The organism is Paenibacillus urinalis (genome assembly GCF_028747985.1).
GTDB lineage: Bacteria > Bacillota > Bacilli > Paenibacillales > Paenibacillaceae > Paenibacillus > Paenibacillus urinalis.
In genome coordinates this window covers 811,647-836,899 of sequence record NZ_CP118108.1, presented here as the reverse complement: position 1 = coordinate 836,899, position 25,253 = coordinate 811,647, and the positions used below count along the sequence as shown (strand labels likewise).

At 46.8% G+C, this 25,253-nt stretch carries 22 protein-coding genes and 2 pseudogenes; 4 read left to right on the top strand and 20 right to left on the bottom strand.

Annotated elements, in window-relative coordinates; genetic code table 11:
- Positions 1 to 47: 47 nt before the first annotated feature.
- The gene (locus PUW25_RS27475) at positions 48 to 131 is read left to right on the top strand and encodes a putative holin-like toxin (protein WP_370510365.1); all 84 of its coding nucleotides are present in this window, start codon (positions 48 to 50) and stop codon (positions 129 to 131) included.
- Between the two features lie 217 nt (positions 132 to 348).
- On the opposite strand, the gene PUW25_RS03770 is transcribed toward PUW25_RS27475, so the two are convergent.
- The 12 genes and pseudogenes from PUW25_RS03770 to PUW25_RS03715 all read right to left on the bottom strand — a co-directional run bounded on the left by PUW25_RS03770 (position 349) and on the right by PUW25_RS03715 (position 11,535).
- Positions 349 to 783: a hypothetical protein gene (locus PUW25_RS03770; RefSeq protein WP_047912874.1), complete on the bottom strand. Its 435-nt coding sequence runs from the start codon at positions 781 to 783 to the stop codon at positions 349 to 351.
- 276 nt (positions 784 to 1,059) lie between these two features.
- A complete protein-coding gene (locus tag PUW25_RS03765) occupies positions 1,060 to 1,854 on the bottom strand; it encodes an ABC transporter permease subunit (protein ID WP_047912873.1) in 795 nt (264 codons plus the stop codon).
- A gap of 20 nt (positions 1,855 to 1,874) precedes the next feature.
- Positions 1,875 to 2,663, bottom strand: a complete 789-nt coding sequence (locus PUW25_RS03760) for an ABC transporter permease (RefSeq protein ID WP_238546445.1) — start codon at positions 2,661 to 2,663, stop codon at positions 1,875 to 1,877.
- Positions 2,664 to 2,675: 12 nt separating this feature from the next.
- Positions 2,676 to 3,560 carry an ABC transporter ATP-binding protein gene (locus tag PUW25_RS03755; protein ID WP_274338118.1) on the bottom strand — a complete coding sequence of 295 codons (885 nt, stop codon included), beginning with the start codon at positions 3,558 to 3,560 and terminating at the stop codon, positions 2,676 to 2,678.
- A gap of 428 nt (positions 3,561 to 3,988) precedes the next feature.
- Positions 3,989 to 4,735: an ABC transporter ATP-binding protein gene (locus PUW25_RS03750; RefSeq protein WP_274338117.1), complete on the bottom strand. Its 747-nt coding sequence runs from the start codon at positions 4,733 to 4,735 to the stop codon at positions 3,989 to 3,991.
- Positions 4,736 to 4,737: 2 nt separating this feature from the next.
- A pseudogene (locus PUW25_RS03745) lies at positions 4,738 to 6,051 on the bottom strand (ATP-binding cassette domain-containing protein).
- A gap of 263 nt (positions 6,052 to 6,314) precedes the next feature.
- Positions 6,315 to 7,313 (bottom strand): ABC transporter permease, encoded by a 999-nt coding sequence (locus tag PUW25_RS03740; protein WP_274338116.1) that lies wholly within the window; start codon positions 7,311 to 7,313, stop codon positions 6,315 to 6,317.
- The gene (locus tag PUW25_RS03735; RefSeq protein ID WP_274338115.1) at positions 7,300 to 8,925 is read right to left on the bottom strand and encodes an ABC transporter substrate-binding protein; all 1,626 of its coding nucleotides are present in this window, start codon (positions 8,923 to 8,925) and stop codon (positions 7,300 to 7,302) included. Before PUW25_RS03735 ends, PUW25_RS03740 begins: the two co-directional genes overlap by 14 nt.
- A gap of 52 nt (positions 8,926 to 8,977) precedes the next feature.
- Positions 8,978 to 9,583, bottom strand: a complete 606-nt coding sequence (locus PUW25_RS03730) for a hypothetical protein (protein ID WP_274338114.1) — start codon at positions 9,581 to 9,583, stop codon at positions 8,978 to 8,980.
- Entirely contained in the window at positions 9,571 to 10,224 is a 654-nt protein-coding gene (locus PUW25_RS03725; RefSeq protein WP_205054184.1) for a phosphate starvation-inducible protein PhoH, read from the bottom strand. Before PUW25_RS03725 ends, PUW25_RS03730 begins: the two co-directional genes overlap by 13 nt.
- Positions 10,221 to 10,745, bottom strand: a complete 525-nt coding sequence (locus PUW25_RS03720; RefSeq protein ID WP_274338113.1) for a hypothetical protein — start codon at positions 10,743 to 10,745, stop codon at positions 10,221 to 10,223. Before PUW25_RS03720 ends, PUW25_RS03725 begins: the two co-directional genes overlap by 4 nt.
- 271 nt (positions 10,746 to 11,016) lie before the next feature.
- Positions 11,017 to 11,535 (bottom strand): ankyrin repeat domain-containing protein, encoded by a 519-nt coding sequence (locus PUW25_RS03715; protein WP_274338112.1) that lies wholly within the window; start codon positions 11,533 to 11,535, stop codon positions 11,017 to 11,019.
- A gap of 130 nt (positions 11,536 to 11,665) precedes the next feature.
- Here PUW25_RS03715 and PUW25_RS03710 point away from each other — a divergent pair, with 130 nt between their 5' ends.
- Entirely contained in the window at positions 11,666 to 12,352 is a 687-nt protein-coding gene (locus PUW25_RS03710; RefSeq protein ID WP_274338111.1) for a lysoplasmalogenase, read from the top strand.
- Between the two features lie 88 nt (positions 12,353 to 12,440).
- Here PUW25_RS03710 and PUW25_RS03705 read toward each other — a convergent pair whose 3' ends face one another.
- From PUW25_RS03705 to PUW25_RS03670, 7 genes and pseudogenes are all read right to left on the bottom strand, one after another.
- Positions 12,441 to 13,451, bottom strand: a complete 1,011-nt coding sequence (locus tag PUW25_RS03705) for a protein kinase family protein (RefSeq protein ID WP_274338110.1) — start codon at positions 13,449 to 13,451, stop codon at positions 12,441 to 12,443.
- A 215-nt stretch (positions 13,452 to 13,666) separates the two neighbouring features.
- A complete protein-coding gene (locus PUW25_RS03700; protein ID WP_274338618.1) occupies positions 13,667 to 14,917 on the bottom strand; it encodes a Na/Pi cotransporter family protein in 1,251 nt (416 codons plus the stop codon).
- Between the two features lie 33 nt (positions 14,918 to 14,950).
- Positions 14,951 to 16,273, bottom strand: coding sequence for an ISL3 family transposase (locus PUW25_RS03695; protein ID WP_274338108.1), 1,323 nt, complete (start codon positions 16,271 to 16,273; stop codon positions 14,951 to 14,953).
- A 277-nt stretch (positions 16,274 to 16,550) separates the two neighbouring features.
- On the bottom strand, positions 16,551 to 16,895 hold the full coding sequence (locus tag PUW25_RS03685) for an ArsR/SmtB family transcription factor (protein ID WP_041846673.1): 345 nt from the start codon (positions 16,893 to 16,895) through the stop codon (positions 16,551 to 16,553).
- Between the two features lie 297 nt (positions 16,896 to 17,192).
- Positions 17,193 to 17,570 (bottom strand): annotated as a pseudogene (locus tag PUW25_RS03680) (Na/Pi cotransporter family protein); the annotation flags it as partial.
- Between the two features lie 241 nt (positions 17,571 to 17,811).
- Positions 17,812 to 18,189 carry a hypothetical protein gene (locus PUW25_RS03675; RefSeq protein ID WP_274338107.1) on the bottom strand — a complete coding sequence of 126 codons (378 nt, stop codon included), beginning with the start codon at positions 18,187 to 18,189 and terminating at the stop codon, positions 17,812 to 17,814.
- A 126-nt stretch (positions 18,190 to 18,315) separates the two neighbouring features.
- The gene (locus PUW25_RS03670) at positions 18,316 to 19,623 is read right to left on the bottom strand and encodes an MATE family efflux transporter (protein WP_420799977.1); all 1,308 of its coding nucleotides are present in this window, start codon (positions 19,621 to 19,623) and stop codon (positions 18,316 to 18,318) included.
- 307 nt (positions 19,624 to 19,930) lie between these two features.
- On the opposite strand from PUW25_RS03670, the gene PUW25_RS03665 reads away from it, so the two are divergent.
- The gene (locus PUW25_RS03665) at positions 19,931 to 20,545 is read left to right on the top strand and encodes a TetR/AcrR family transcriptional regulator (RefSeq protein WP_205054192.1); all 615 of its coding nucleotides are present in this window, start codon (positions 19,931 to 19,933) and stop codon (positions 20,543 to 20,545) included.
- Positions 20,546 to 20,624: 79 nt separating this feature from the next.
- The gene (locus tag PUW25_RS03660) at positions 20,625 to 23,735 is read left to right on the top strand and encodes an MMPL family transporter (RefSeq protein ID WP_274338105.1); all 3,111 of its coding nucleotides are present in this window, start codon (positions 20,625 to 20,627) and stop codon (positions 23,733 to 23,735) included.
- Between the two features lie 153 nt (positions 23,736 to 23,888).
- On the opposite strand, the gene PUW25_RS03655 is transcribed toward PUW25_RS03660, so the two are convergent.
- Positions 23,889 to 25,070: a NupC/NupG family nucleoside CNT transporter gene (locus tag PUW25_RS03655; RefSeq protein ID WP_274338104.1), complete on the bottom strand. Its 1,182-nt coding sequence runs from the start codon at positions 25,068 to 25,070 to the stop codon at positions 23,889 to 23,891.
- Positions 25,071 to 25,253 lie beyond the last annotated feature (183 nt).

Below are 25,253 nucleotides of genomic sequence, written 5' to 3'. Positions count from 1 at the left end.
GATACGCCTAGGTGGGCGGGTCTTCCTCCGGAAAGGAGGTGAGGCTCATGCACTTCTCTTTTGCCGATATGTTACTGTTCGCTGGCTTTATCATAGCGCTACTGACATACATCGATTCAAAAAAGAAGTGACCCCTTAGGTTTGGCAACCGGGTCACTTCTTCGCGATATAACACACATGGAGGAGTGCCCACCAAGCTATTGTGCTGAGGACGGACCGCCATCCGTCCTTATTTCTATTGTTATGATAACATAATTGGATTATACAGGCAATTTTGAATCAGAGATCGTGATTCCAGCAACATTTTAAAAATACATTAAAATGATCCGTACTTTAATCATCGTATCCTCACTGGATAGCACTTTGAATTGCTTCTAGATCAATATCATTCGTAATTTCATATTTCTTAGTTTTGTTACCCTTTAAACTGGAGTCATAAATTGAGACATAATTCTCACTATAAAGATCAATCTGATATTCGGGGTTGTTATTAAGTTCTAGTATGAATGTATGGAGTTCTGAGTCTGAATCTGGAGTGAAATTATTCTCCTTCAGTTCCAAGCTCATTAATACATTAATGAATGCTTGGATCTGCGGTTCATCTAGAATCACCTGCTCATTGTTAGCATTTCTTGTGCTGATGTGAGTCACATCTTCAACACTAAAGCCTTCCTGCATTGCATCCTCAAATGTCGTTTCTGTAGGCACAAGATTCCAAACGATAATTACCCCTATTACTAGGACTAAAATTGTCGCAGCAATAATTACATTCCTTTTCCTCATCTTATGTCCCCTCACTGGTAGTATAGATATCCCATATTTCAGACACCGAGTTAGTTCGCTGGGTTTGTCAGCGCTACTGACATACATCGACTCAAAAAAGAAGTGACCCTCTAGGTTTCCGCACCTGGGTCACTTCTTCCACTTATAGCTTTACTCGGAGGAGTTCCCACCAAGCTATTGTGCTGAGGACGGTTTAGCGGACCGTCCTTATTTCTATTGTTATGATAACATAACTGGATTATACAGGCAATTTCTTAATGCTTCGGATCTCCATGGCTACACCATCAAATCCCGCTTACGGAAGGCCGTATAGGTGATGACCAGCAGGACTCCAATGAGTAGCACGGACAGAAGGACATAGATGAGATCGAATCCTCCCCCGTACATCATCTCCTTCGCCTCAAAATACTTGAATGGCGTGAAATACTTCAGACCTTCAAGTCTCTCATTCAGATCAATGGCAATGGATAAGATGAACGCAGCGAGTAATATGCCGGAAGATATAGAAGCCGCCTGCTTCACACGCTTGGATACGGAGGCAAGTGCTGTTCCGACGAGGAGGAAGATGATCTGTAGAATAAGCATCCCGATCATCAGAACGGCAATATCATCATTTACCTGCTCTCCGTTATTGTACATGCTGACGATCATAACGCTCGATGCCCAAGTGACCAGGTTAAGGATGAGGATCTGCAGCAGAGCAGCTGTTATTTTGGCGGTGATGACTGTGTTTCTGGTCAAGGGCTTGGTGAATAGGAATTCTGCTGTTCTGTCCTGCTCTTCCTTGGCAATCATGCTGGCCCCGAGCGTTACGGCATGAATGGTGACGGCGAAGAACAAATACAGCATGAACATTCCGTAATATCCGCTGGCCTTCGACAGATCATAGGCTCCCGCCCCCATCATAGCCTGCAGGGATTCCGGCATATCTGCAATCACCTGGTTCAGCTCACCTCCGGCAGCTGTCGCTTCGTATTTGTTCATTCCCGCCGCTATTAGCAGTACAATGCCGATGCACCAGAACAGCAGGGACTTCCGATAGCTCTTCATTTCTCTCCGAAATATGTTCATGAACTCACCCTCCCGCAAGGCTAGGCAGATATATCTCTTCTTATATACATGTAATAGCAGACAGCGGTACATACCATCATGATCCCGGCTGCGGCCGTCATGTAGGGTACTTCATAGCTTGCCGTCTCCAGGACTCTCTTCGTGTCAAAATACTTGAACGGAGACAAATATCGCTTCATTCCTCCCTCATCTCCAGCCACAAGCATCCCGATCATATAAAAAACAAGCACGGTCGTCAGCGATACAGGAAGAATGGCTTTGATTCTCGGCAGCAGCACGGAAACGAGGAGACCGATCCCAACAAACATCAGCTGCACGAACAGAAGGGTCATCGAGAGCATGAAGTACAATTTGACATCATACGCACTGGGTTGAAGCTGTTCCGCCATAAGCCAGGCCCCGGCAAGATACAGTAGATTGGTCAGCAGAATAGATGCGACCGCAGCCAGCAACTTGGAGGTAAGTACCTTGGTTCGCGTCACGGGCTTGGTCAGGAGGAAATCGGCGGTTCTCTCCCGGGTTTCCCGTGATACGACCGACATGCCCAGCAGCATCGCCTGGATGGCTCCGCACAGCGTAATGTACATCAATATATAAGTGTAGAATCCGAGAAACGTGCCCATACTTTCAATCTGAATACCAAACGCCTGCCTGAACGGTTCCGGATATCCCTCAAGAATGCGCGCAAAGGCATCAAACTCCCTTGAGATGGATGGGAATAAGGAGAGCAGAAATACCATGATGCCAATGATGGACAAGGACCAGATCAGCAGTGATTTTCGATAAGATTTCAGTTCAAAAAGAAACATGTTCACCCCGAATCAAGCCTCCCTGTCATAGTAATGCATGAAGATTTCTTCGAGATTCGGCTCCTCGATCCATAGATTATCCATCTCTATATGGGCCAGTCTCTGCAGGATCTGATTCAAATTCCCCTTGAACAAAAACCGGGTGATGCTCCCCTCCGCCGTAATATGACTAACACCGTCGATATCCAGCTGCTGCGGGTCCAGAGGAATGGCCGTTTCAATCGCAAACTTTTTATAGTTCGACTCCTTCAGTGCGCTGATCTTCTCTACGGTCACAATTCTACCTTCTTTAATAATCCCAACCCGGTTACACAGCCGCTGAACTTCGCTCAAGATATGGGAGGAAAATAAGATCGCTGCCCCCCGTTCATTCTCCTCCTTCAGCAATTCAAAAAACGTATGCTGCATCAGCGGATCGAGTCCGCTCGTCGGCTCATCGAGAATAAGCAGCTGGGGACTATGGAGAAGCCCTTGCACGATGCCCACCTTCTTCTTGTTGCCCAGTGACAGGCTCTCGATCTTCTTGCTCAAGTCCAGGTCCATCCGCTCCGCGAGCTCCTTCATGCGTTTCGTACAATCCTTCTTGTAGAAGCTGGCTGAATATTTGAGCAGATCCACAACTCTCATATGATCGTAATAAAAAACCTCCGCAGGCAGATATCCGATCTCCTTCTTAATCTCCGCGCTGTGACGAATGCAGTCCTTACCGAAGATGGAGGCCGTGCCGCTCGTGGGATAGATGAGAGCAAGCAGTGTCCGGATCGTTGTTGATTTGCCTGCCCCGTTCGGCCCGATAAAGCCAAAGATCTCACCTTCCTCAATCGAGAAGCTCACATCAATAATCCCTCTTGCCTTGCCGTACTGCTTGGTTAGATGCTCAATCTCCACGGCATTCATGCGCCATCCCTCCGCTCTATTCCTGCAACTTGGTTTCTGATCAAATCATACGGGATCGCCGCAGCAGGGTAAAATCAGACAGTCGGCAAATTTGCATTAATTTTGGTATTTACAGCAGATGTAGGCCTAATTTATACAGAAGGCGCAGATGATTGACCGATATGCTTTGTTTTGCTCATCTTCTCATAGTGGAATGCGGTTTACCTTCGCATCGGAGTGGACCGAGTGAAATTTATATTTTTATGCCCAAAACGACCATCTCCATCTTATGTGATATAAAAAAAGTGACCTTCAGGTTTTCACCCTAGGCCACTTCTATTCGATCTACTTCAATTCGATATCCTACAACATCCACTTTTTGAGAAGCGCAATCTAAACTGAATCGTTTTGATGTCTTTTCCAGCATCGGGCGCTGCTTTGTAAGACCTTTAATAAAATGCGGCTCTCAGCAAAGCCTTCGTGTAATCCGATTGAGGATCGTTAAATACTGCCCCCGCAGGACCAATCTCCATAATCACTCCATTTTTCATAACGGCGACACGGTCGGCAAAGCCCGAGATCGTCTCAATCCGGTGGGTGATGTACAGAATGGACATTCCTTCGGATCTTTTCAGCGTGAGGAGCAGCTGCAAAATTTCTTCCTCAATGGCAGGATCCAGTGCTGAGGTGATCTCATCAGCGACGAGCAGCCGGGGGGACATGGTTAGGGCTCTCGCAATCGCAATCCGCTGCTTCTGTCCACCGGAGCATTCTGCAGGATACCGCTGCATGAAATCGGATGTCAGCTTGACCTTCTCGAGCAGAGCTTCTGCCTGCTTGCGGGCCTGCTGCTTCGAATATCCACTCAGCCTGAGCGGCTCTGCGATAATCTCTCCCACTCTCCAGTACGGATTCATGGACCGGTCCGGATTTTGAAAAACGATCTGCATGCTCTGCGCACTCCGGGAACTCTGCTCACTCTGTACAGTCTGCTCTTCCCATCCAATCGAACCGGAGGTAGGCTCCTGCAAGCCGATGACCATCTCCGCCAAGGTGGACTTGCCTGAGCCGCTCTCGCCAATGAGTGCGAATATTTCATTCTCACCCAGCCGGATGGACACGTCATCGACTGCTTTGACAACGTCCCCTTTTCTCTTCCGGGCAAAATGCTTCGACACCTTATCTATACGCAGCAACCTCAATCACCTCCCGCACTCGACTGCTCTTCATACTGCGGCTCCACTGCTCTGCCGCCATGAAGAACGATAATAAGATCCGAAATATGCTCTGCTGCAGGAATATCGTGCGTAATGAGCAGAAGCGCCATGCGGTTCTCCCGGACCTTGGTGACCAGGAGATCGAACACCTCTCTTTTGACAAGAGGGTCCAGCGCCCCTGTCGGCTCGTCCGCAATCAGTACCTTCGGCTTGTTAACAAAAGCCAGGGCAATCAGAGCTCTCGCCGGCATTCCGCCACTGAGCTGATGAGGATAGAGGGACAGCACATGCTCTCCAAGCTACACCTCCTTCAGGGCTGCAATTGCCGCTGAGTGTTTCTCCTCCCTGTTATGCTGCAGCTTCATCGTTTCATAGAATTGCTGCCCGATGTTCATGATCGGATTGAAGCTGCTTCGCGGATCTTGAAAAATATAAGCAGTATCTACCCAGCGCTGCATGGCATTTGCCTTGTCCTTCGCATAAATCGAATGGCCGCCAATCTGTACACTGCCTGTTATCGACTCATCCGGCACAAGTCCGTACACGGCGCGGGCCAGCGTCGTCTTGCCGGAGCCTGACTCACCTACGAGGGAAGTAATGCTGCCTTCCTTCACTTCAAATGAAATGGGATGGACAATCGTCTTATCCCCATAAGTTACCGACAGATCCTGGACGGAGATTGCAGCAGCTTGTCCTTCCCCTCCGCGCTTGGCAGCTTGACCCGCGATAACCCGGCTCTCCGGACGGTTCAGCTTCGCAGCAAATCCTTGTCTCGTTGGTCTGCCCTCTCCCATCATGGCGAGGGCCATAATAACGATCAGGAGGGCACCCGCTGGGGGCACCACCATCCACAGCCACGCATCGGTCAGGAAAGTCTGCGTTCGCGAGAATGCATCCTGGAGCATTCGACCCCAGGATACCGTGCTGGGATCACCAATGCCGAGAAAGGACAGACTCGCTTCCATCGCTACGGCCGATTGGAATGACATAATGAACTTAGTGCGCACAAGCGGCCAGATGAACGGCAGCAAGTGACGCCGCAGAATATAACTGCTGCTTCCGTTATACAGCTGCGCTGCCTTGACGAACTCCCGCTCTTTCAGTGACAGCACGGAAGCCCGGATCAGTCTCATGTAACCAGGCCAGGTCAGCAGACTGAGCGTTAAGATCAGCTGCCAGGTGCCGCCGCCTGTGAATGAAGCCACAATCAGAATTAGCAGCAGCGATGGCAGCACCAGCAGCATGTTGGCGAGACCGTTCAGGAACGGATCAAGCCGTTTGGAATAACCGGCCATCAGACCCAGCGCTGCGCTCAAGAAGGTGCTGATCAGCGCTACAGTGAGCCCGATAATCAGCGTTGTTCTTGCTCCATAGATGAGCTGACTGAATAAATTCTGCCCGATAGCATTCGTCCCAAGCCAGTATTCGCCAGACGGCGGCATCAGCCGCTCTCCGTCAATAGCATGAGGTGATATGTTAATCACGAGAGGCCCGAATATCCCTATAATGACATATACAACGAACAGTGCTGTCCCTATCTTCTGAGACCAAGTCAGCTTCATGATCTCACCTCACTTGTCTCCGCCTTGCGAATCCGGGGATCGAGATAAGGATACAGCAGATCCCCAATCAGATTCAGAATCAGCACAAATAGTGTCATCAGCAAGAATAAACCGTGCAGCAGCGGGTAATCCCGCCCGAGAATCGCTTCCTGCAGCAGCTTCCCGATGCCCGGATAGGCGAATACCGTCTCAACGAGTACCGATCCGGCAATCAATGCCCCTAGTCGAATCATGATCAGCGTGACAAGCGGCAGTGCTGCGTTACGCCCGATATGCCGGAACAGAATAGAGCGTGAACCAAGCCCTTTGGCAGAGGCAAACTCCACGTACGTCTCGTTGCGGACACGAATCGCCTCGTTCCGCATGAGCAGATAGATACCCGACAGACTCGCCAAGGTGAGTGTCACCGCAGGCAAAGCCGCATGAAGCATCACATCCGCAGCCTCGGCCATCCAGGAATCGGCACGAAGAAACGCCGTCTTCGCTCCCCCAAGCGGGAACCAGCCGAGCTGTGCTGCGAACGCAATTAGAAGCACCATGCCGATCAGAAATTCCGGTATCGAGCTAACCCCAAGCATGGTCAGAAACAAGCCCCGGTCCGTTCGCCCCGGATGACGCCAAGCGGAATACAGCCCGCCAATAAGTCCGATCAGAATAGAGAAGAGACTCGCGATCCCAACAAGGAGCAGAGTCCAGGGAAGCCGCTCCATGATCACTTCGTACACCGGTGTTTTGTGAATAATAGATAAGCCGAAGTCAAAGGTAACAAGCCCCTTCAAATACCGTATGAATTGTTCCCCTGTAGATTCATCCAGATGATAATACTCCAGCATCGCTGACTTCTGTGCTTCGGTTAAGAATACGGCGCCCTCTTCGCCGCCGCCCGTAATATATTCGACTGGCCCCCCCGGAAGGAGCCGGGGAAGCCAGAAGTTTAAGAGGATAACGAATAGGAGTACGAGCAAATAAGAAGCGTATTTTTTACTGTTCCGCATGGATCAGGAATGCCTTGTTCTCCCACAGCGGCATACCGTCGGCGATTCCGCCGTAAGTGTTCTTCCAGCCGTCGAAGACGTTCGCATTGTGAATATCATAGAACGGACGGTGATACAGCACGAGGGTTGGAAGATTCTCAGCGAGAATGTCCTGCATTTGATCAATGATCTCTCCACGCTTCGTCTCATCCAGCTCCTGCATTTGCTGTTCGGCCAGTTCCTGGAAGCCGTCTGCATCAAATACAGTACCGCGGGAAGCCAGTGTGTTGGAGGCTTGTCCAGAGAACCACAGACGCAGGAAGTCCGGATCACCACTTACACCAATATGACCGGTAAGAGCCATGTCGTATTGATTCTCGCCCATTGCATCAGAGAATGCTGCAGAGTCCACTTGTGCGACGTTCAGCTCAATGCCGACCTCCTTCAGCATCTCCTTCATCATCGTCGATTCCTGCATGCTTGAAGATACCATGACGCTCAGCTTCAGATCCTCTCGCATGCCTTCTGCATTCTTCGTGTAGCCAAGCTCATCAAGAAGCTCGTTTGCTTTTTCAACATTGTAATCATATTGCTTCACGTTCTCGTTGTACCAAGGTGAATCTGGTGGAATGACACCGCCGCTGCCCGGCATCGGTTCGCCGCCTGTAATTTTGCTGGCCATATCTTCACGGTTGAGCGCATAAGCGATCGCCTGGCGAAGACGTTTATCCTGCAGCTGAGGATGATCCAGATTGAAGGCAAGACGCACGACACTGCCTGTCGGTTCTACCTTAATGGACTTGAATCCCGATTGCTCAGCCGTTTGAACATCCGTGTAATTAAATGTGTAGGTTTGGTCGATTTCGCCATTTTGCAGAGCGAGCAGTTTGTCAGGTACATCCACGTAGGCAATTTCTTTGACCATCACCTCACCCTTGAAATATTCTTCGTTTGCTTCATATAGATATTGCCCGGAAGCCGCATCATATTCCGCCAGCTTGTAAGGCCCTGTTCCGATCAGAGCTGCATCCTCTTGGAACTCCACTGGATTGTCAACAGATTCCCATACATGCTGCGGAATGATCGGTACAATTCCTACGAGATCGCTCAGGAACGGTGCATATTTATTGTTCAGGTGGAATTCAACCGTGTGATCGTCCACTTTTTCTACACTTTTAATTTGCGTAAGATCACCCGTCCAGTTGTACGGATAAGTATTGTAGTAGTTGTAGCTGAACACCACGTCATCTGCCGTAAAGGCTTCGCCGTCATGCCATTTTACATCCTCTTCAAGCTCAAACGTATACGTCATGCCGTCTTCAGACATTTCCCAGGACTTGGCCAGCCATGGAATAACGCCCGTATCATCCTTCCAAGTCAGGGTGTCAAAAATATACGAGCTTCGCAAATATCCAAATGGACCGGACGCGCTGAAGGTAAACGGAGAAGGATATCCGACGTTACCGCCTGGAATTCTTAAAGATTCTATCGTTCCGCTCGCGGTCTCCCCTTCCGCAGGTGTGCCGGATGCAGCCGGTTCGTTAGAAGTTGTACTTCCGCCTCCGCTGCCTGTCGAGCATCCGGTTACGACTAAGATGAGGGTAAGCAGGAGCATAAGCATTGATTTTTTCATTTGATTTCGTTATCCCCTTTAAAACTGTGATGTAGTTGAATTAACGGGTGTATCAGAGCCTGCCTTCTGCCAGCCATGGAAGAAATCCGTCCAGGAAGCGCTCTGTAGCAGGCATGAAGTAGGAGCCGTAATGATATTCAGGGTCCAGCGTCGTCAGGATCAGTGTCCCGCTCGTGCTGTCTTTGTCCACATAAAAAATAGAACCGTCGTTTTCAATTTCGATCAGAGACTCTACTTCATGCTTCGGAAAGAACACACCATGATAATGCCAAGTGGCATCCGCAAGTGTAATATAACGGAACAGATCATGCTCCGGCTTGGTCAGGACTAGACCGCTCTTTGCTCCAGGCTCACGCCACCACCAGAAGTTGGTCGGACGGAACTCCCAATGATGTCCTGTGAACCAGTTATTGTGCTGAGCACCGAGTGCCACCACAACCTTGCCCTGGTCGAGAAATGCATGGATACGGTCCAGATGCCGAGTGATAAGCTTCTCATGAATCTGTGAAGGAATGATGAGCACATCATATGGATGGAGATCCACTTCATCCAGCTTAGGCAGATACACGAGCTCTTCAATGTACTGCTTATATTTGGGCTCGGTAAAAGTCCGATGCTGATGTGAGCTGCCCGTGTAGAGAACGGCTATTTTGCGCATGAACGATCCCTCCTGTGCTGAATTGCTTCGTGTTCCTCATAGATGAACCGTTCCAGCTGCTCTCCGATTCTTCCCGCACTGCTATGTCCCATATGTCGATAACGGAACAGGTTACGGCCGGCATGAACAATAATAGTGCCTTGGCTGCTATTCCGGTCGATGTAAGTAATGGGCTCACCCTCCGGCAGTGTGAGCAGTACCTCTGCTCCTTCTGGAAGGGGATGATGTCCCCGAGCGAAGAACCCTGCCACACCTTTGTTATACGTAATATCATCAGACAGTACCCCTTCAAAGATCGGATGAGGGAGTACGGTTACGGTATAATCCAAATGATTATGTATCGTTTTGGGAACGAACATCGAGGCTCCCGGTATCCAGTGCCGGAACAAATGACCGCAGAAGAGTAAGATGTTCCCTTGATCAAGAAATGACTTGATCTTCCCTTTGTGCCGGAGCATCAATTCCTGATCGATAAATTCGTCAATGATTAGAAACTTATGGCCTTTTTGTGGTAAATCATAATCTTCCAAATCGTACTGATCCAGCACCATAACTCTTACATCAAGATCTCCGTCTCTTACATTCTGCTGGCTGAAGCTTGCTCCGGAATCCAGCAGGAGAAAGTCTGCAGCACTCTTCATAGTAGCCTCCTCACATTCAGCAGCTCATCCTGAGGCAGCGACAGCGCCTTCTCACATAAATCCGCTTTCAGCTGGGTATTTGCCCTTGCGTCTTCTTCTGACATTAATCCCTCTCGGCCCTTGTACAAATATTCGTAAAATACCGGAGGAAGAAAGTCCTGCTTCAGCATGACCTCAACCGATGAGCCGCTCTTGTCCGAAATGACAAAAGCATACGACTGTGGACGATACGGGTCATACTGTGCTGCCGGATAATTGACATCCACCGTATATTCTCCGCGTGTTACCGCCCGTGTTGTATACTCAAACGCATCACGAAACCCCGGTCCTGCATGTCCTGATCGTATTGACAGGCTTGCTCGTTCCGGTGCTTCATCACCGTACAGCTCTGCAAGTGCCGCCTGAACAACCCGAAAGCCGACTCCGATGGCCATTAGTGCCACATTGCCGTGATAGTTGCGGAGCTCAGAGAACTGTAAGGACAGCAATTCTCCACGGTCTTTTATTTTGATAACTGACATAAAGCACATCACACCCTTTTTGATTTTATTCATATGTTAAACAAAGAAAGCCGGCATTCTCGTTATGTAGTTGAGAATGATTATCATTGATAATCGCTTCTAATGAGAATACCAACAATGACAATGATAATCAATATCAATAACTGGAACTTAGGGGCTAATTTTGTGTCTAATTGTTGAAGTAATATTTTGGAATATAATAAGGTGCGATCCGAGCACAAAAATCAGCCCATGCGTACCACGCATGGACTGTCTGATCATTTGATACAAATTAGATTGTCATCTGCTTCAGGACCGCTGCCACCTTCTCGTTCCCTTGCTTCTCGGCGATCTGCAGAGCCGTCTCTCCATCGCCGGTAGGACTGCTCACCTCTGCACCTTGATCAAGCAGCAGCTGAAGGATCTCTGTGCGATCCGTATGATACGCAGCCGAATGCAGTGCCGTATGACCATCGCAGTCCACTATGTTCGGATCTGCCCCATGAGACAGGAGAAGCTTAATGACGTTAAGACTTCGTTCACCGGCAATCGTCGCATGCAGAGCCGTGTTAGACGGAATATAAGCAATTTTGGAATGGGTCACAGCGTTGACCTCTGCCCCATGATCTAGTAATGTCTGAACAATGTCTTCAAATCCCAGATGTCCTGCATAAGCCAGTGGGGTTAATCCATCTTCATTCTCTGTATTTGCGAGCTGAGGCTGCTCTGTCAACAGTTCTGATACACGCTCCTTGTCTCCTGCGATCAAAGCTTCAAATAGTGCGGTTACTTGAAGTTTAGCATTCTCCATTTCTTATCCTCCTCAGGTATTATAATCCGTGCTTTTCGCTCCATTCTTTTTCCATGACTTTCCTCGCCATCTGCTATATGATGAATACAGAATTCACTCATAAAAACCCTTACATAAGGAGTGTCCTGACATGATGTACTTCGGGAGGAATCTCTTGCTGCCTCTACTTGTTCTCATCACGAGCATACTATATATCTTCTTCATTCCGGAAGAGCCATTTGAAGTTAAATTGCTCTTCAAGCTGATTCCGATGGCACTTATTATATTGTACGCCCTCCTGCGCATGCGAACTGGCCGGCGTTCGGCGCACGCTCTGTTGCTGGCCGGCTTGTTCTTCTGTATGCTGGGTGACGGCCTGCTGCCGATATGGTTCGTATATGGCCTGCTTGCCTTTTTGATCGGCCATCTATTCTATCTGACCGCTTTTCTAAATCAATGGCGCTTCTCTTGGATTCGCCTGTTAAGCATAATCCCCATCGGCATCTACGCCTGGATTATGGGTGGTAAGCTTGCACAACATATTGCCATGTCAGCCGACTTGAAGGGTCTAATCATTCCTGTTATTGCGTATGTTACCGTCATTTCACTTATGCTCTGGTCCGCGGTTATGACAGGGAATGTGTGGGCCAGCATCGGGAGTCTGCTCTTTGTCATTTCGGATTCCATCCTGGCATGGAATAAGTTCGTAGAAGCGATACCTTACGCAGGTGTCCTTATTATGGCAACGTACTACGCTGCCCAGTTTCTAATTGCATGCAGCATCGGTGCTGCTGCACATAGAAGAAGCTCGCTTCTCAAGGTGAACATCAAATATTAACTGTTAATCCGCTGTCGTTGTCCATTCCGCCTCTCTCTTCATGGCATTTATGGGGAGGGGCGGCTTACTATGATTTAAATATGTATCGTTACTTTGCTTCCGATAGGAGCTCCAGCATTTGGTCCAGTATGCTTTCCATTTTCACTACCTCATGCCTTTCAACCAAAAACTCCAATGAATCCTCCTCATATCTGATTGTTGTAAACCACATTGAAGCCACAACAGCATAGACATCCTTTACCACTGCCTGTTCCAGCTCCTGGAGCGGTCTAACCTTGCTGTATCCATCATAAAAAGCATTAAACAGTTGTGGACGGTCATCCATGCTTAATCCTTCTGCCAGATCCATTTCATTTGTGACCAGAAGACCTTCAACGATCAGGTCCCCAACAAGTGTTTCGTCACCCGCAATATTGTAGTCAAAAATACCCACAGCTCCGTCTCTCAATACTAAATTGTTTATAGAATAATCGCCCTGCGTCGCATGCCTGGGAAGTTCATGCCACATGGCTTGAATTCGATTCATTCGGTCCTCATACAGCTGAATAATTCGTTCATACTTCTCTTGATTAAGATATCCCGCTTCACCGAGCTCTCTAAATCGTTCGTAGCCGCTGGCCTCGTTATATCCCGTAACCTTGAAGATCGAATCAGCATCGATGTGACAATCGTCTCTTTCCGAAATGATGTGCATCCTTGCCATGAGCTGTCCTATTCTGCCTGCAGTCTCCACATCAATTGTTCTGATTTCTTCTCCCAAGTAATCTTCAACGATTACATCGAGCTCTACATTTTCGATCCATACAGAAATGCAGTATTGTCCCTCGGATATGTATCTTTTTGGAGTAAGAATTCCATTCCTTCTCATATGCTCTGAAAATATGCTTTGCTGCTCCATCTTCCATCTTGGATGCTCCTTCTGCTTAATCATCTTAAATACGACAGACGGACGATCTACAAAATCTGTTCGGATAATCGCCTTTACGCGAGGCGTGTCAGAGACACTATATTGCTTAATATAATCGTGTGTATCTGTGATCTGATTCTTTATTCCGTATGCAGATAGGATTTCTTCGAGATGATACCGTTCGATATTCAATTTGCGGGCCTCCACTTCTATTGTTCATTCTAATTTCAGCTCTTCGGTTCAGCTCCTCAGAAATCCTTCTTCCCTCTGATAATAACGTTTGTATTCACTTCGCAATCCCATCAAAAAAAGTGCTCCTCCTCACGAACCTAATTAGTTAATGAGAGGAACACTTCGTTATTTAAAGTCTATTTTTTAATAAAATACAGGGTTACACCCAAGCACAATTAGTGCTGTTCGTGCAGTACAAATTGAGCGATATTCTTGCTGTGATCTCCAATCCGCTCGAGGTTGGTCAGGATATCAAGATAGATTGCCCCTGTACCTCCAGAGCACTGGTTCCGATTCAAACGCTGAATATGGTTCTTACGGAATTTCACTTCAAGCTCGTCCAGCTTACTCTCATGCTCCAGAACAGCGCGTGCCGCATCTTCATTCTGATGCTCCAGTGCGATAAGTGCTTGTTCCACAGCCTGATCTGCGATTTCGATCATTTCGGTCAGCTCAGTTGTAGCCTCTTTAGAGAATTCCAGCTTGTTCGTAATACTAAATTCAGCAAGCTCGACCATATTTTCTGCATGATCTCCAATCCGTTCAATGTCGCTGACGGTCTGGAACCAGCCTGTCGCTTTCTCTGTTTCGCCTGCACCAAGTCCATCGTTGTTCTGATGAATCTTAATAATATAATCCGTAATTTTACGGTTCAGTTCATTAATGAGCTCTTCTTTTTGCAGCGCAAGTTCGGCAAGCTTATTGTCCTTCTTAAGGAAATAGCCTGTTGCGTCCTGCAAAGACTCCCGTGCAAATTGCCCCATACGAACAATTTCGTGCTGTGCTTGTCCGAGCGCTAAGGCTGGAGTTGCCAGCAAACGGTCATCCAGATAAATTGCCTTGAACTGGATCTCCTGCATCTTACCAGGAACGGCCTTCGTTACGATCCAGGCCAGTACCGGAATGAGCGGCAGGAAGATGAGGGTATTTGTTACGTTGAATATACCGTGTGCATATGCAATTTGCATTCGGATGTTAACCCCTTCTCCGATCCAGAGCACGACGGTATGCACCACAGGAAGCAGAATAAGGAAGATGATCGAACCCACCACGTTAAAGATAACATGGACAAGCGCCGTTCGCTTCGCCGCTACTGTAGCTCCGATCGATGCGAGAACCGCAGTAATTGTCGTACCGATGTTGTCCCCGAACAGAATCGGCAGCGCTCCTTGAAGGCTGATCATGCCCTCATCCGCAATCGTCTGCAAGATCCCGATCGTTGCGCTTGAACTCTGAACAATCATCGTAAAGACCGTACCGACAATAAGTCCGAGAATCGGCTGATCAGACAGCTGTACCATGAAATCTGTGAATACCGGCATTTCCCGAAGAGGCTTAAGCCCTCCGCTCATGGTCGATAGACCAAGGAACAAGGTACCGAATCCGAAAATCACCTGACCTATATACTGGTAGCGCTTCTTATTAATAAAGGGTATTCGGATTTTATGGTGGAAAAGGGCTTATATTCCACCCTTCTCCAATTTCTTAATTAGTGTGGAAAAATCAACACCATAGTTGTCTGTTATGTTGTGGTCTGTCACTTCATACCAATTGAGAGTTTCGTATAATATAGCTTTGCTGAACGCACTCGAATTAAAACGTGGCTTACGTCTCTTATGTAGTTTTTCATTAAAAAGTATTTTGGCTCGTAAGGCTTCAAAGGAGTAACCTCTACCCATTCGTTCTACTTGCCTAATAATACTATTAATGGACTCTGTATAAGCGTTAGTGAGCCTTTTATCGAAGTAGTTGAAGATTTCATCCTGCCAGTTGTCTACAGCTCTAACAAGGTCTTTATATGCGTCTTTAGAGTTACTGGATAAACAACGTTGTCTCCAATATCTATAACGATCCATCCCCTCGTCAGAATCATCTGTATCCCATATCATGTAGAACTCTTCTTTAATTTCATAGGCTTCTTTTAGGTCAGAGCTATTACTTAACCAAGTATCTAAAAGAAATGAGTCTCTTTCATTCAAGTCATGCTTTCGTTTAAGAAGGATATACCTTTCACGCATAAGGGTACGCCTTTCTTTGGCTGTCATATTGGCTCTGAGAGACTTCCTAACATTATCTAATGCTTGATTAGCCATTCGGACTACATGAAACTTATCTACAACTACTTTAGCGTGTGGCAAAACAGTATTTACTGCATCTTTGTAAGGCTTCCACATATCCATTGTGACGTATTCAATGTAATGCCTATCACCAATCTCTGAAAGCCTTTGTATAACAGTATTCTTATTACGATTAGGCTTAATATCAAAGATGGTTTTACGTTCAACATTAGTCGATACAAGACGAGGTTTACGGATAATATGTATTTCATCTATTCCAAGCCATTTAGGAGTCTCAAATTGGTATTCTTGTTCTTTAAATGCTACATAGTCCTTAAAGACGTTTCTTACGGTCTTTTCGTCTACACCGACGCTTTCAGCGACATCCACAAAGGTCTTGGACATAGACTGCTCTTCAATGGACTTTAACAACCTTTTAGTCATGCTACGTTTTTCGTCAATAGAAATAAGACGTTCCCAAAAGGTAGAACCACATTCACGACATTTATAACGTCTACGCTTTAGTTGTAAGCCCACTCGCTTCAAACGAATGGGCAAGTCCATAATTAGTTGCTTTCGTGAGTCATGCCTATACAACTTATCAAAACCACATTCAGGACAACGTTCAGGCGGTTCGATTGCTTCCACTTTAAACATCATATCGCTTTCATTTTCTTGTGGTGGTTCTGTTGTTTTAAGATCTGGTAGTAATAATAAGTCTGACATACTGTTCATCCTTTACTACTCGTAGTGTTACGATATTAATTATCTTTCATTGAATATCCTACGTAAAAAAGGTTATCCCATTGATGCAGGGATAACCTTTTCATTATTCATTTATGCAGTAGCACAGCTACAATCTTTGCACTCACAGACTTCATCAGTACAGTTATCTACACATTCTTGACTGCAATAAACTTTTCCTTCTACTTCTACTTTGTTTTCACCAAGAAGACAATTACAGCTTGGTCTCGCACATTTTTCCATACCAAACTCCTCCTTATTATTTTGGTAAATCCTCGGTTAAACACCAACCTTGGTCTAAAAGACTAACGACACAATTATCAACAATTCGGTACCGAATAAAATTGCCTTCACGATTATTGCGAACGATGCCTTTATCGACCAATCGTTGAAGTTGGTTGGAAATGGCTTGAGGTTTCATTTCAAGCTGTTCTGCTACCTCACTAACAGATAAATTTGGTGTTCGAATTAAAGTGTGCAATATTCTGAGTCGAGTCCCATTAGAAAGTATTTTAAAGGTCTCACTTAAACCCTCAGCGTTATCTGTATCTAACAAGGGGCGTTCCGTTAGTTTTGGTTTTGGTGTACACCAGTTTTCAGCCATTATTTCCTCCTCCATTTCACAATTACATTATATAGTGTAATAGTTTTTGTGTCAAGACGTTTATACAGTGAAATTCATAATATAAGCATCTTTTTTATCAGTACGTTATGACACCTTTACAATATAGTAATTTATTTCCCTTGCACTGACTATTTAAATTTTTTTCAACCTATAATCACCTGTGTTTGTGTTTGATTGGAACTATTATTTTCCTTAGTATTCCACTAAATAATCCGATTTAACACTAACTGTTTTTAAATTATTAAAATAGTAATTCCACTATATATTCCGAAGACCCTTAATAAAGAACAAGAAGAAGGCACCCACTGCAATAATGGGCAGAGCATATTCATCAATCTTGATTCCGACGATGAATGCAGTCATCGTTGTTCCGATATTCGCACCCATTACAATACCGATAGCCTGACGAAGTGTCATCAGCCCTGCATTTACAAGACCAATGGCCATGACGGTCGTCCCTGAAGACGACTGAATCAGAACAGTGACCCCAATACCGAACAGAACACCCAGAATAGGGTTAGATGTGTACTTCTCCAGTATGCTGCGCATCTTATCGCCGGCTGATTTCTGCAGCCCGTCCGACATATACTTAATACCGAACAGGAATATCCCTAATCCCCCGATAAATTTAAACAAAATATCCTGCCAATCCAATGGTGCAGATCCCCCTTAAAGAGCTATATATTTCAAAAAACGAACTATATTAATTTAGCACATTACAGAGAGGAGATAAACTATCTAACTATTGACATATTGCGACATGAAAAGGGCCGGGTTCGTCGTCAAAAACATCGTACTTCATGGCTAGGACGCCCTTTTTATTAACAAATCAAGCCGATCCTCTACGTTAAATAGCTCATTTCCTTATAAGGATCCTGCCCAATTTCCATAAATTTTATGGCTGATGCTTCATAACAAATGATTCTTCATGTTCATCCCATTTAATCTTCACCTGAAGTTCAGCTTCCTTCCGAGTTACAGAACAGCCGGAGCAGCTACTCGACATCGTGACTCTCCGGGAATTGTATTCATTACTCTTAAATATGTGACTCTTATCATCAGCATAGATCTCCAGTTTATTAAAATGGACCTCTTGCGGTTCCTCCGCCTTATACTCAAATATGAAGTCACCCTCTTCCTGTGACTCCCCAATGATTGCCTTGTATCTACCTGTCCAGTGATCACTCTCCCCTACAAAAGTAACCTCTTCTGTCTGTGTACACCCCGTTAGCAGTAACAGCAGAATCATAGCAGCGATACCCATATATTTCATGTCTCAACCTCCATCCGCAAGACTTTGAATACGCACATCTATATCATTAGGATACAATAATTACAATAAATGGATGAAAAAAATACTCCTTCCCCATCAGCATAGATGGACAAAGAGTATTTTCACTTAAATCAGCTTCCGACTGTACCACTTCTCGCCCCGGAACCTTAGCCAGAAGATCAGGCCGCGGACACCCCATTCAAAGACCATTGCAATCCATACACCCATGATGCCGTAACCGAGCGTAATGCCCAGCACATAGCCAAGACCAATGCGCAGAAGCCACATCGACAGAAGCGATGTCATGGACGTAAAATTGGAATCCCCTGCCGCACGAAGCGCAGAAGGTAGAATAAAGCTTGTAGACCACAGAAATGGCTGCGCAATAGCAATCAGCAGCGTCAGGCCGAAGATAATCGGCACGATCTCCTCAGGCGGCGAGAACAGCTGCACCACCCACGGGAACAGCGGCAGCAAGATGGCTGCAATGCCAACGAAGAAGATGCTCGACAGCCAGAGCAGAGATCTTATAAATTTGCGGGCATCCTCGGTATTCTTGTTACCGATACATTGCCCGACGATCGTGACGATCGCGATGCTCAGCGCGCTGCCGCCGATCTGGAACACGAGTGATATCGAGCCGGCAATGGCATTGGCTGTAATGGCGAACGTCCCGAGCTGAACAATAAAGGTCTGCGTTAGCAGCTTCCCTCCATTGAAGAACATCTGCTCCGCGGCGAACGGTATGCCCACGGTCATAATTTTCTTAAGGATAGAGAAATTAAGCTTCAATAAATTTTTGATACGGAACAGCAAGGACTGATTGATCTTCACGAGATAATACAGCGACGCTGCTGCCCCGATCACTCTTGCCGTCAGCATGGATATAATGAGGCCCATTACACCCATATCCAGCACGGTGATGAACAAAATGTTCAGCCCGAGAAAGGTCAGGTTCATGATGAGCGATAGAATAAGACACGGTCTTGTCTCCGCCACACCTCGCAGCACGCCGGTAACTGCCTGAAATATAGCTATAAAAGGATAGGACAAGCAGCTTCCGATCAGGTACAGCCTTGCATTATCAAATACAGCGGCTTCTGCTCCGCCAAATAACAGGTTTAGAATGGGCGTATGAAAAGCGATCACGAGCACACATAGGAATATGGAAAGAATAGCGACAGCGGATATAGCCTGTGATGCGGATTTGGCTGCCATCTCGGGATTACCGCTGCCCTTGTACTGGGCAACAATGACGGTTCCTCCCGTCGCAACGGCGACAAATACGTTAATGAGGAAAATATTCAGGGAGTCGACCATGCTCACCGCACTGACAGCGGCAACTCCAGAGGAGCTGATCATGGCCGTATTTAACAGACTCATCAAAATAATAAAAGCTTGATCCACAAATATCGGGATAATAATCGCGATCATTTGCTTATAATCAAGCGTGTTACCCGTAAAATATTTATTCAGCAAGCCTGCTGAGGTCGATTTGGGTCGTATATAGGGTTCCGGTGAATTCAAAGCTCATCATCTCTTTTTCAGTGTATTAGAATCAATTGCCACACTATTATAGCACCTTCACAGCTCTTGCATAGTGATAACCATCCTTTTTCTCATTTAATCCTTCGGCTTGACGTAATACATGGTATACATGAGTTCGAAAATGATGCTTGTAAATCGGTTTCCACTCCTCTATACTAATACCATCATCTTAATAGTAAACAGGTGTTCATTAATGCAAACATTAAAAGAAGAGATCAAAGACCGCATTCTTGCCGCGGCCCTCTCTGAATTCGAGCAGTATGGCTATGCTCAATCCTCTATGCGGCGAATTGCCGGCACGGCTGGCATCACAACAGGTAATATCTATCGGTATTTCAAGAATAAGGACGACCTATTCCACGCTGTACTTGAACCGACCTTCGTCAAGTTCATCAAGTATACGATGGATATTAAGGATGCCGTTGACCGCACCAATACGATTGATGCCTTTGAAACGCTCAACTGTATTCAGCTCGTAGACGATACCCTCGTGGAACTGATGAAGGAATCGAGCATTGAGTTCAAGATACTGCTGACATTAAGTCAGGGATCTGCTTACGAACAGGCCAAGCAGGATTTGATCGAGATTGTTGCACAAATACTGGAGAAGGTCATGCTCATTGCGAAGAACATTACGGAGTTACACGATCCGAAGGATCAATTATCTGTTCAAATGTTCGCTACCACCATGATCGAAGGTATATGCATCATTCTGCGTGATCATGAGGAAGGCAGCACCATCAAATACCTGGTAGATGAGCAGCTGTACGTATTCGGAGAAGGATTCGCGAAAAAATTAAGCCGGTGATGTCATCATTGGTTTTTTTTGCTCGTAAAATGAACATGTGTTTACTAATCTATCTATAGAAAAAAAGGAGTCAGAGAGAATGCAAAGAATCGTCAAATGGCGGGTGCTCATTCTAGTCGTGTGGCTGGCACTGGCAGGTCTATTGACCGTATTTCAGCCCGATGTGAATGCCATACTGCATGAGAGAGGACAGGATCCCCTGACAGAGGACAGTCCTTCCAAGGTCGCCAGCCAAATGCTGAAGAAGATTGACGGCGATAAGGGAACGAGCAATATTATTGTTTTTCATAACGAAGACAAATTATCAGACACGGAGCTTGCAGACATTGAAACCGGCATTAATAATATCCGTGATCACATGTCTGGCCTTGGCATTACCGAGCTCCTGGATCCGTTCGGAACACCGGAAGCGAAGTCCTCGCTCATCTCGGAGAACGAAACCACACTTATGGTCAGCTTCAGCATTGATAAGGGCGACCGTGAAGTGAAGGATATCAAGCAGGAGCTTGAATCCGAGCTGTCCGGTGTGGATACGGATTTTTACTTAAGTGGTGAAGATTTCATTCAGAACGACTACTTGGAAGCAACCATCATTGGGGTAGAAAAAAGTGCTGCCCTGACGGTCGCCTTCATACTAATCGTCCTCATTATCATGTTCCGGTCTGCATTGATTCCTTTCATCTCTCTGCTGACTGTCGGGATTACTTATCTCGTCTCCATGGGGATCGCGGCGCAGATTATCGACAAGCTCGATTTCCCTGTAACCAGTGTAACGCAGATGCTGCTTGTTCTTATCCTGTTTGGGATCGGAACGGACTACAACATTCTTCTGTTTAATCGTTTCAAGGAAGAGCTGTCCCATGGAGCAGGCGTCGATGAGGCGATATCGACAACGTACCGTACTGCGGGCAAGACGATCTTGTACAGTACCCTTACGGTGTTCATTGCCTTCGCGGCACTCAGCTTCTCCAACTTTGGTATTTATCAATCTGCCAATGTCGTCGCGATAGGTACCGTAATTCTGATCGCTCAAATCTATACCTTAACACCGTTCTTCATGAAGACCCTCGGACCGAAGCTCTTCTGGCCTTCGAAGCAGGATGCAGGTCACAAGGACAGCAAGTTCTGGGGCAAGCTGACGTCTATTTCCGTGCGGTTTCCGGTCCTTACGACCGTTCTCATCATCCTCGTGATGATTCCTGTGCTGATGTTCAGCAAGCAGACCTTGTCATTTGACCAGCTGAAGGAGCTTGGCAATGGCTATCCATCGACCAAGGGCTTCAGCCTTGTTGCCGACAATTTCAGCAAAGGTCAGGCGCTTCCAACCAATGTCGTTATTGAATCGGATGAGCCGATGGATAACAACGAAGCGCTCGCCGCGCTGGATCAGGTCACGAATACATTGAAGAGTCTACCGGGTGTAGATCAGGTATCCAGCGTGACACAGCCTCAATTCGAACCAATCGAGGACTTCTATGTTTCGAGTCAAGCCGAAACGATTACCGGCGGCATCTCAGCCTCCAAAGACGGAGTAGATCAGATCAGGGATGGTCTGACCCAGATGGAGGAAGGCTTATCTACACCTGACTTCTCTCAGGTTGATGAGCTCGTATCCGGATCGAGCGAGATTGAATCCGGCTACCGCCAGCTGACCGATGCAGTAGGACAGCTTGGAAGCGGGCTTGATGAAGGCGCCGCTGGTGCTGACGGTCTTGCTGCAGGTATTTCGGAGATCAGGAACGGACTTGGTGCCATCGTATCCAGTACTGGAGAGCTGTCGAGTGGACTCACTGAGATTCACAGCCAGTACGAAGCCCTTCGCAGTGGATATACTGCACTATCGGAGCAGCTTCCTGGAATTCAGACCGGCATGGCAGGCATCAATACTCTAGTCTCGGCTCTTGGTGACAGTCACACGGAACTGCAGCAAGACGAGACATATAATCAGCTTAAGGCGCAAGGTGCCGCACTCGAAGGCGGACTCGCCCAGATTACAGGCGGTTTGAATGAGTTGAATGAGAATTACGGCAAGCTGAACAGCGGCTTCGATACCGCTGCAGGCGGTTTGGCACAAGTGAACAGCGGCCAAGAGCAGATTCTGGCTGGCCTGAGTGAGCTCGAACAAGGAGCGAATCAGCTCTCTTCCGGTCTATCCGAAGGTGCAGACGGCTCATCGGTCATTACATCGAACATGAATCAGCTGAATGATGCACTTGCTCAGGTCAATGCGGGACAACAAGAGCTCACCAGCGGATTATCCCAGCTGTCCAGTGGTATGGGCAGCCTGAAGGACGGCCTTGGTCAGAGCGGCAATGGTCTTAACGACATATCCGAAGGTCTTGATCAGACAGGTGACTTCCTGTCGCAATATGAATCGGCGAAGACCTTCTTCATTCCGAAGGAAGCTTTGGAAGCAGAAGAATTTAAGACATCGCTTGATACCTTCATGTCCGATGACCGCAAGGTAACGAAGATGATGGTTATTCTGAAGGAAGATCCTTATTCCATGGGAGCAATGGATACGATTGAGGACATTAACGAAACACTGGCTGCAAGTCTGAAGGGTACGGTGCTTGACGGGGCTGCTTACGGAGCTGCCGGACCAAGCTCCTTCACTTATGACACGAACAAGGCACAGCTTGAGTCCTTCAACAGTACAGCCATTCTCGTTATTCTCGGCGTATTTATCGTACTGCTGTTCGTTATCAAGTCACTGCTGCCATCCATCTACATTATTTTGGCGCTGATCGCTTCCTATTACACGGCCATGGCTGCAACGAATTTTGTAACGTATCAGATCTTGGGAGCTGACGGGGTATCCTCCTTCGTTCCATTCTTCTCCTTCATCATCATCGTCGCCGTCGGTGTCGATTACAGCATCTTCTTCATGATGCGCTATAAGGAGTATGGGGATCTTAATCCGACTGCAGCACTTGTGAAGTCCGCGAAAAATATCGGCGGAGTCATCATCTCGGCGATGATTATTCTCGGCGGAACATTCGCCACGCTGATCCCATCCGGACTTGTCCTGCTGATTGAGCTGGCAACGGCCGTGATGGCCGGACTGATCGTGCTGTGCTTCATTCTTCTGCCTATGCTTGTACCGGCACTCATTGTGCTGCCACAGAAATGGGGTAAGAAGAATAAGGCAGCTTCTGATCAAGCATCCCATCAAACGTTTGATGCATAAGGATTGCAGTTTATCGTCAATTGGTCGATTTAGAGCATCAGAGCTTGAAGTATTAAAAAAAGAACCCCGATTCTTCATTTGAGAAGGATCGGGGTTCTTTTGGGCTTAAATGCTAGCCAGCCTTACGCTACCAGTCTAATAGCTATTAGCCTGTTACACAAACAAACCGGCGATGATACTTGTAATGATGGATGCGAGTGTCGCAACAAGCAGTACCTTGAGGCCAAATTTGGCAACCACGGCTGCTTTTTCACCACTGATCGCTTGAATCGATCCACTGATAATTCCGATGGAGCTGAAATTCGCAAATGACACCAGGAAAGTAGAGACGATCGCAACCGTCTTGGGACTAAGCTGCTCGATCAGCGGCTGGAACTCCAGCATAGCTACAAATTCATTCGTCGCCAGCTTCATTCCCATAATGGAGCCCGCCGTTACCATTTCACTTGCCGGAATTCCCATAATCCAAGCTATCGGACTGAAGATATATCCCAGAATTGCGGTAAATGAAATACCTAATATCGATGTTAGAGCTCCATCTAGAAGCGCAATGAGTCCAACATAGGCAATCAGCATCGCACCTACGATCAGAGCAACTCTACCTCCATCCAGTGCACCAGCCGAAATTGCCTCGAAGATGGATTTGGTCTGGGAGACTTCCCGTACATCAATCTTCTCATCCTCGCTTGGCTTCGAAGGAGCGACCATCGTTGCTATGATCAGCGCTGACATGGCGTTCAGGATCATGGCTACTAGAACATACTGCGGAGGAATCATTGTCATATATGATCCCATGATGGACGCAGACACCGAACCCATAGCAGAGGCACATACAACAAACAGCTTGTTATCATTCATCTTCTGCAGATGATGCTTGATCGCAATCAGTGACTCGGATTGGCCGAAGAAGATCGAGTTCACTGCATTAAAGGTAAGTACATTCGACAGTCCTGTAATCTTCGCAAGGGCCCCTCCGATATACTTGATTGCCAGCGGCAGCACTCGAATATGTGTCAGTATCGACAACAGCGTTGCCGTAAAGATAATGAGCAGGAGCACGTTGATAAAGAACACGCTTGCTTCTGGCGGAGCCCATCCCCCAACGACAAATTCAATTCCTTGATATCCGTAGGACAGCACCATAGTTACAAAATCCGACACTCTCTCGACGATTTTCACACCAAGACTCGTCTTGAACATGAATAGTGCAAGTAATATTTGAAGAACGAACAGAACTCCAATGGCTTTGAAGTTGATATTCTTCTTATCGTTGCTGAGCAGGAATCCAAGTCCTAGTGTCAGTATAAGCCCAAGAATTCCAATTACAATTGACATTACGCACCTAAACTCCCTTTTACTTATGATTAAAGCGCATTTACTCAAAATTACGCGCCTTGTCTACATTACACAGTTACGCAACCTATTGCAAGTCAGCTTTTTCCTCTATATTTCTATTTAAAAAAAGCAATTTCTTAAACTTTACCCCAATTTGCGGCGTTTATTCATATAATGGAAAAT

Excerpts from the sequence above, each read along its gene's own strand:
- PUW25_RS03755 (WP_274338118.1), bottom strand. The coding sequence starts at position 3,560 with ATGAATGCCGTGGAGATTGAGCATCTAACCAAGCAGTACGGCAAGGCA.
- PUW25_RS03660 (WP_274338105.1), top strand. The coding sequence starts at position 20,625 with ATGCAAAGAATCGTCAAATGGCGGGTGCTCATTCTAGTCGTGTGGCTG.
- PUW25_RS27475 (WP_370510365.1), top strand. The coding sequence starts at position 48 with ATGCACTTCTCTTTTGCCGATATGTTACTGTTCGCTGGCTTTATCATA.
- PUW25_RS03685 (WP_041846673.1), bottom strand. The coding sequence starts at position 16,895 with ATGGCTGAAAACTGGTGTACACCAAAACCAAAACTAACGGAACGCCCC.
- PUW25_RS03710 (WP_274338111.1), top strand. The coding sequence starts at position 11,666 with ATGATGTACTTCGGGAGGAATCTCTTGCTGCCTCTACTTGTTCTCATC.
- PUW25_RS03665 (WP_205054192.1), top strand. The coding sequence starts at position 19,931 with ATGCAAACATTAAAAGAAGAGATCAAAGACCGCATTCTTGCCGCGGCC.
- PUW25_RS03730 (WP_274338114.1), bottom strand. The coding sequence starts at position 9,583 with ATGCGCAAAATAGCCGTTCTCTACACGGGCAGCTCACATCAGCATCGG.
- PUW25_RS03735 (WP_274338115.1), bottom strand. The coding sequence starts at position 8,925 with ATGAAAAAATCAATGCTTATGCTCCTGCTTACCCTCATCTTAGTCGTA.
- PUW25_RS03725 (WP_205054184.1), bottom strand. The coding sequence starts at position 10,224 with ATGAAGAGTGCTGCAGACTTTCTCCTGCTGGATTCCGGAGCAAGCTTC.
- PUW25_RS03740 (WP_274338116.1), bottom strand. The coding sequence starts at position 7,313 with ATGCGGAACAGTAAAAAATACGCTTCTTATTTGCTCGTACTCCTATTC.
- PUW25_RS03695 (WP_274338108.1), bottom strand. The coding sequence starts at position 16,273 with ATGTCAGACTTATTATTACTACCAGATCTTAAAACAACAGAACCACCA.
- PUW25_RS03770 (WP_047912874.1), bottom strand. The coding sequence starts at position 783 with ATGAGGAAAAGGAATGTAATTATTGCTGCGACAATTTTAGTCCTAGTA.
- PUW25_RS03765 (WP_047912873.1), bottom strand. The coding sequence starts at position 1,854 with ATGAACATATTTCGGAGAGAAATGAAGAGCTATCGGAAGTCCCTGCTG.
- PUW25_RS03760 (WP_238546445.1), bottom strand. The coding sequence starts at position 2,663 with ATGTTTCTTTTTGAACTGAAATCTTATCGAAAATCACTGCTGATCTGG.
- PUW25_RS03715 (WP_274338112.1), bottom strand. The coding sequence starts at position 11,535 with ATGGAGAATGCTAAACTTCAAGTAACCGCACTATTTGAAGCTTTGATC.
- PUW25_RS03670 (WP_420799977.1), bottom strand. The coding sequence starts at position 19,623 with ATGATCGCGATTATTATCCCGATATTTGTGGATCAAGCTTTTATTATT.
- PUW25_RS03675 (WP_274338107.1), bottom strand. The coding sequence starts at position 18,189 with ATGAAATATATGGGTATCGCTGCTATGATTCTGCTGTTACTGCTAACG.
- PUW25_RS03720 (WP_274338113.1), bottom strand. The coding sequence starts at position 10,745 with ATGTCAGTTATCAAAATAAAAGACCGTGGAGAATTGCTGTCCTTACAG.
- PUW25_RS03655 (WP_274338104.1), bottom strand. The coding sequence starts at position 25,070 with ATGTCAATTGTAATTGGAATTCTTGGGCTTATACTGACACTAGGACTT.